The organism is Mesorhizobium sp. M4A.F.Ca.ET.090.04.2.1, assembly GCF_003999085.1.
Taxonomy (GTDB): Bacteria; Pseudomonadota; Alphaproteobacteria; order Rhizobiales; family Rhizobiaceae; genus Mesorhizobium.
Genome location: NZ_RZOT01000496.1, coordinates 1 through 4,658, shown reverse-complemented (window position 1 = coordinate 4,658; position 4,658 = coordinate 1). Strand labels below are relative to the sequence as shown.

Annotated in this window: 5 protein-coding genes; all 5 read left to right on the top strand. The window is 66.3% G+C overall.

Features of this window, described 5'->3' with window-relative positions:
- Window positions 1–169 precede the first annotated feature (169 nt).
- The 5 genes from EN781_RS26505 (at window position 170) to EN781_RS26485 (ending at window position 4,492) form a co-directional block, all read left to right on the top strand.
- Window positions 170–1,432 carry a histidine kinase gene (locus EN781_RS26505; protein ID WP_126057533.1) on the top strand — a complete coding sequence of 421 codons (1,263 nt, stop codon included), beginning with the start codon at window positions 170–172 and terminating at the stop codon, window positions 1,430–1,432.
- The gene (locus EN781_RS26500) at window positions 1,432–2,172 is read left to right on the top strand and encodes a response regulator transcription factor (protein ID WP_126057534.1); all 741 of its coding nucleotides are present in this window, start codon (window positions 1,432–1,434) and stop codon (window positions 2,170–2,172) included. The genes EN781_RS26505 and EN781_RS26500 overlap by 1 nt, the downstream gene beginning before the upstream one ends.
- A gap of 129 nt (window positions 2,173–2,301) precedes the next feature.
- Entirely contained in the window at window positions 2,302–2,496 is a 195-nt protein-coding gene (locus tag EN781_RS26495; RefSeq protein ID WP_126057535.1) for a 4-oxalocrotonate tautomerase family protein, read from the top strand.
- The gene (locus EN781_RS26490) at window positions 2,496–3,383 is read left to right on the top strand and encodes an SMP-30/gluconolactonase/LRE family protein (protein ID WP_126057536.1); all 888 of its coding nucleotides are present in this window, start codon (window positions 2,496–2,498) and stop codon (window positions 3,381–3,383) included. The genes EN781_RS26495 and EN781_RS26490 overlap by 1 nt, the downstream gene beginning before the upstream one ends.
- Before the next feature lie 95 nt (window positions 3,384–3,478).
- Window positions 3,479–4,492 (top strand): ABC transporter substrate-binding protein, encoded by a 1,014-nt coding sequence (locus tag EN781_RS26485; RefSeq protein WP_126057537.1) that lies wholly within the window; start codon window positions 3,479–3,481, stop codon window positions 4,490–4,492.
- Window positions 4,493–4,658: the final 166 nt, after the last annotated feature.

The following is a 4,658-nucleotide window of genomic DNA, read 5'->3' as shown; positions in this document are numbered from 1 at the left end:
GCTTTTCAATCGTCGCACCTGAAGTTGATCGCCGGCAGCGAGGGCAGGTGTCGTTGACGCGGCATCGGCAAGCGTTCACTATTTCGCTGGCAGGGAGGACTGCAGGCCGCGCTCGCCAACGAGGCGTCTGGCGTGCCGCTTGGTTTGCGGAGATGGCGAGGGAAGAGACATGTCGGACGTATCTCCCCAGTTGATAGACCGGCTGGTCGCCATTTCCCGCGCGCTTGCCGGCCACATCGATCCGGGCTCGGCGTTCCGGGCGACGGCGATCGAAATCGGCACGCTCATTCCGCACGACCACATCGACCTGGCGGTGCTGTCGCAGGACGGCCGCATGCATGCCTGCTACGAAGCCGGTTTCCACACCAGTTGGAGCGATCTGGCGCAGCATCCTGTCGAGGGCAGCCCGATCCGGCGCGTGCTGTGGGGCCAGACGCCCTTTCTGTTGTCGGACAACGCGCTGGTCGACGAGCGCTTTCACTTCGCCGGCGCCTTCGACGAGCCGATCTTCGAAGCCAGGCTGCGCAGCCGCATCATCGTGCCGCTCAGGGCGCGCGGCAGCGTCATCGGCGCGCTCAACATCAGCCGCCACGAGGTCGGCTGCTACACGCTGACGGATGTGGCCGTCGCCCAGCAATGCGCCGATCTCATCGCCCCCTACATCTTTGCGCTGATCCAGACCGAGGAGGCGCGCCGCGCCATGCTCGCCGAGAGCGAGGCGCGCAACCGGGCGGAACTGCTCAGGGTCGGCGCCTCGCAACTGACCGAAGGCATGGAGCGCGAGCGCCGCCGCATGGCCATGGACCTGCACGACCAGACGCTTGCCGATCTTGCCCGCATCGCGCGCCAGGTCTCGGCCTTCCGCAGCCGGGGCATGGCGCGGACGGCCCAACTCGCCGATCTCGAGCAGGAGATCGCCGGTTGCCTGGCGGAACTGCGCCACATCGTCGACGACATGCGGCCGAGCGTGCTCGAGCTGTTCGGGCTGCGCGACGCCGTCGAGGCGCATCTCAACCGCAGTGTCGCGCGGGCGAAGCCGCCGATCGCCGTGCGGATCGCCGACACCAGCGACGGCAGCGCCGACAGCCTGCCGGAGACGATGCGCACGTCGCTCTACCGGATCGTGCAGGAAGCGATCAACAATGCGGTGCGGCACGCTGCACCCGGCCGGATCGAGGTGCTGCTGACCTCGACCGACGGCGTGTTCAAGGTCGTCGTCACCGACGACGGCCATGGCTGCGGCACGATCGACCCGGCCGCGCAGGGCGGCATCGGCCACATGCATACGCGGGCGGCGCTTGTCGGCGCGCGGCTGCGCTTCGAGCCGGCCGGCCGCAAGGGCGGCACCAGGGTGGTGATCGAGATCGACCGCGCGCCAGCTGACGGCAAGCCGGCCATGGCGGCGAGCGAGCCGGTATCGGAGGTGGCGTGATGCTGGTCATGATCGCCGAGAATGACGGACTGCATCGCACTTTCGCGCGCCGGACGGTGGAACAGTTGTGGCCTGGCGACGTCGAGGTGATCGAGGCCGGCGACGGCGAGGATGCCATCAACATGGCGGCCGAGCGCGAGCCGCCGCATGTCGTGCTCGACCTGCAACTGCCCAAGGCAACGGGCATCGAGGTGGCCCGCGCCATCTGGAGCCGGCGCGCCGGCACGCACATCCTGTTCTGGTCGAACTTCGCCGACGAGGCCTATGTGCGCGGCGTGGCGCGCATCGTGCCGCCCGGCTCGGTCTATGGCTATGTACTGAAATCGGCTACCGAGGAAGGCATGCGCTCGGCGCTTCGCGGCGTCTTCCGCGAAGGCCACTGCATCATCGATCGTGAGATACGCGGCATCCAGCATCGCGTCCAGGATCGTTTCGAAGGCATCACCGATGGCGAATATGAAAGTCTGATCGACATCGCGCTCGGCCTGACCGACCGGGCGATCGCGGCCCGCCGGGGCCTGTCGATCCGCGGCGCGCAAAGCCGCATCAAGCACGTCTACGACAAGCTGGGCATCGTGCCGCCGGAGGACGGCGCCGGTGAGGCCTCCGTCTTCAACTCGCGCACGCGGGCGATCTACCTCGCCTTGGCGCGCGGCCTGATCAACATCGACGCGCTGCGCCGCGAGCAGGACCGGCTCGACGCCTGGCTGGCGCAGGCGGCGCCGCTGCAGGACCAGTAATTGACGTCCGCGGCCTGAAGGGACCGACTGTGCAAAACCACAGTCGGCGCTGCGCGTTGACCCGTATCGCCCGGCCCGGGCGCTGACTAGGCTCGCTCCCCACAACAAGAAAATGCCCGGGAGGCGCCGATGCCGTTCGTCAACATTCGGATACTCGAGGGCCATTCGCAAAAGCGCAAGGACGAGATCTCGCGCCGCGTCACCGAAGCCATCAGCGAGGTCGCCGAACTGCCCAAGGACGCGATCTGGGTGGTGTTCGAGGACGTGGCCGGCAGCGACTGGTTCGTCGGCGGCGCGGCAGTCCGCAAGCCGAAGGACCAGTGATGTCGATTTCGGCGCCGGCCCGCCATTCCGGCTTCGGCGACGTTGTCGGCAACGCGGCGATGGAACGGCTGGCGACAGGCTACTCCTTCATCGAAGGGCCGGTGTGGCATCCTTACGATAAATGGCTGGTGTTTTCCGACATTCCCGAAAGCCGTATGTACAGGCGCAGCTCTTCGGGCGAGATCGAGTTGTTCCGGGAGCCCAGCCATAAGGCCAATGGCAACACTCTCGACCGCCAGGGGCGGCTGGTCACTTGCGAGCACGCGACGAGCCGCGTTACCCGCGCCGAGCCGGACGGAACCGTGACCGTGCTCGCCACCCATTACGGCGACAAGGAGCTGAATAGCCCGAACGACGTCGTCGTCGCCACCGGCGGCGCCATCTACTTCACCGACCCCGGGTTCGGCCGGGCGGAATTCTACGGCGTGCCGCGGCAGCAGGAGCTTTCGTTTCAGGGCGTCTACCGGATCGACGGCGACCGCGCCCTGACCTTGCTTGCCGACGATTTCGCGCAGCCCAACGGGCTCTGCTTCTCGCTCGACGAATCGCGGCTGTTCGTCAACGACACCGAGCGCGGGCATATCAGGGTGTTCGGCGTGGAGGCCAACGGCGACCTCAATGGCGGCGCGGTCTGGGCGGCGACCGAGGGCACTGAGCCGGGATCGACCGACGGTATGAAGATCGACAGCCGCGGCAACCTATATTGCACCGGCCCGGGCGGCATCCACGTGTTCGATGCGTCCGGCGAGCTTCTCGGCGTCATCGCGACGCCGGAAGACTGTGCCAATTTCACCTTCGGCGACGAGGATCTGAGGAGCCTCTACATCGCCGCGTCGACGTCGCTTTACCGGCTCAGAGTCCGCGTGCCGGGGCTGAGGCTGTTTTGAGCGCGGGATCGTCCGGGCTCAAATCGGATTGGAAGTGAGGCCGGCCTTAAAAGCCGGCTGGAATGCAGCAGTCAACACATCTGGGAGGATATGACATGAAGAAACTACTCGTCCTGAGCGCTCTGGCGGCGATGCTCGCCTCGGGCACCGCGCTGGCCGACACCAGTGGCAAGAAGATCGCCTTCTCCAACAACTATGCCGGCAATTCGTGGCGCCAGGCGATGCTGGACAGCTACGGCATCGTCACCAAGAAGGCGGTCGAGGACAAGGTGGTCGCGGCCGCCGACGTCTTCACCACCGCCGACAAGGAAGTTCCGACCCAGGCTGCGCAGGTGCAGAACCTGATCCTGCAGGGCTATGACGCCATCGTCATCAACGCCGCCTCGCCGGATGCGCTCAACGGCGCCATCAAGCAGGCCTGCGATGCCGGCATCGTCGTCGTCTCCTTCGACGGCATCGTCACCGAGCCCTGCGCCTACCGCGTCGTCGTCGACTTCAAGGACATGGGCAAGCAGGAAGTCGAGCAGATGGCCAAGTTCCAGCCCAAGGGCGGCAATCTGCTGGAGATCCGCGGTCTCGCCGGCACCTCGATCGACGATGCCATCCATGCCGGCATCCTCGAAGGCGTGGCCGCGCATCCCGAGTTCAAGATCGTCGGCTCGGTCACCGGCGACTGGGACCAGACCACGGCGCAGAAGGCGGTGGCGACCATCCTGCCGTCGCTGCCTGACGTGGTCGGCATCGTCGACCAGGGCGGCGACGGCTACGGCGCGGCGCAAGCCTTCGCAGCCGCCGGCAAGCCGCGCCCGACCATCATCATGGGCAACCGCCAGGACGAGCTGAAGTGGTGGAAGGAGCAGAAGGACAAGGACGGCTACCAGACCTGGTCGGCCTCGATCGCGCCCGGCGTCTCGTCGCTAGCCTTCTGGGTGGCGCAGCAGGTGCTGGACGGCCGCACGGACATTCCGCACGACCTTCTGGTGCCGTATCTCGCCTTCACCCAGGACGATTTCGAAGCGGCCCTGCCGAAGATCAAGGAGGGTGGCGTCGCTACGCACGAATACACACAGGAAGACGCCATCGCGGCCATCAAAGCCAACATCAAGTGATGGCTGAACTGTTGCCGCCGGCATCGCCAACCGGATATCGTTGAGCATGCCCGAGGCAAACACCGATATAGTCAGGCCGGATGGCGCCAAAAAGCATTTCGGCGCCGCCAATTTTGACATCATCAGACTGGACGGTGCCGAAAAGCATTTCGGCGCCGTCCGGGCG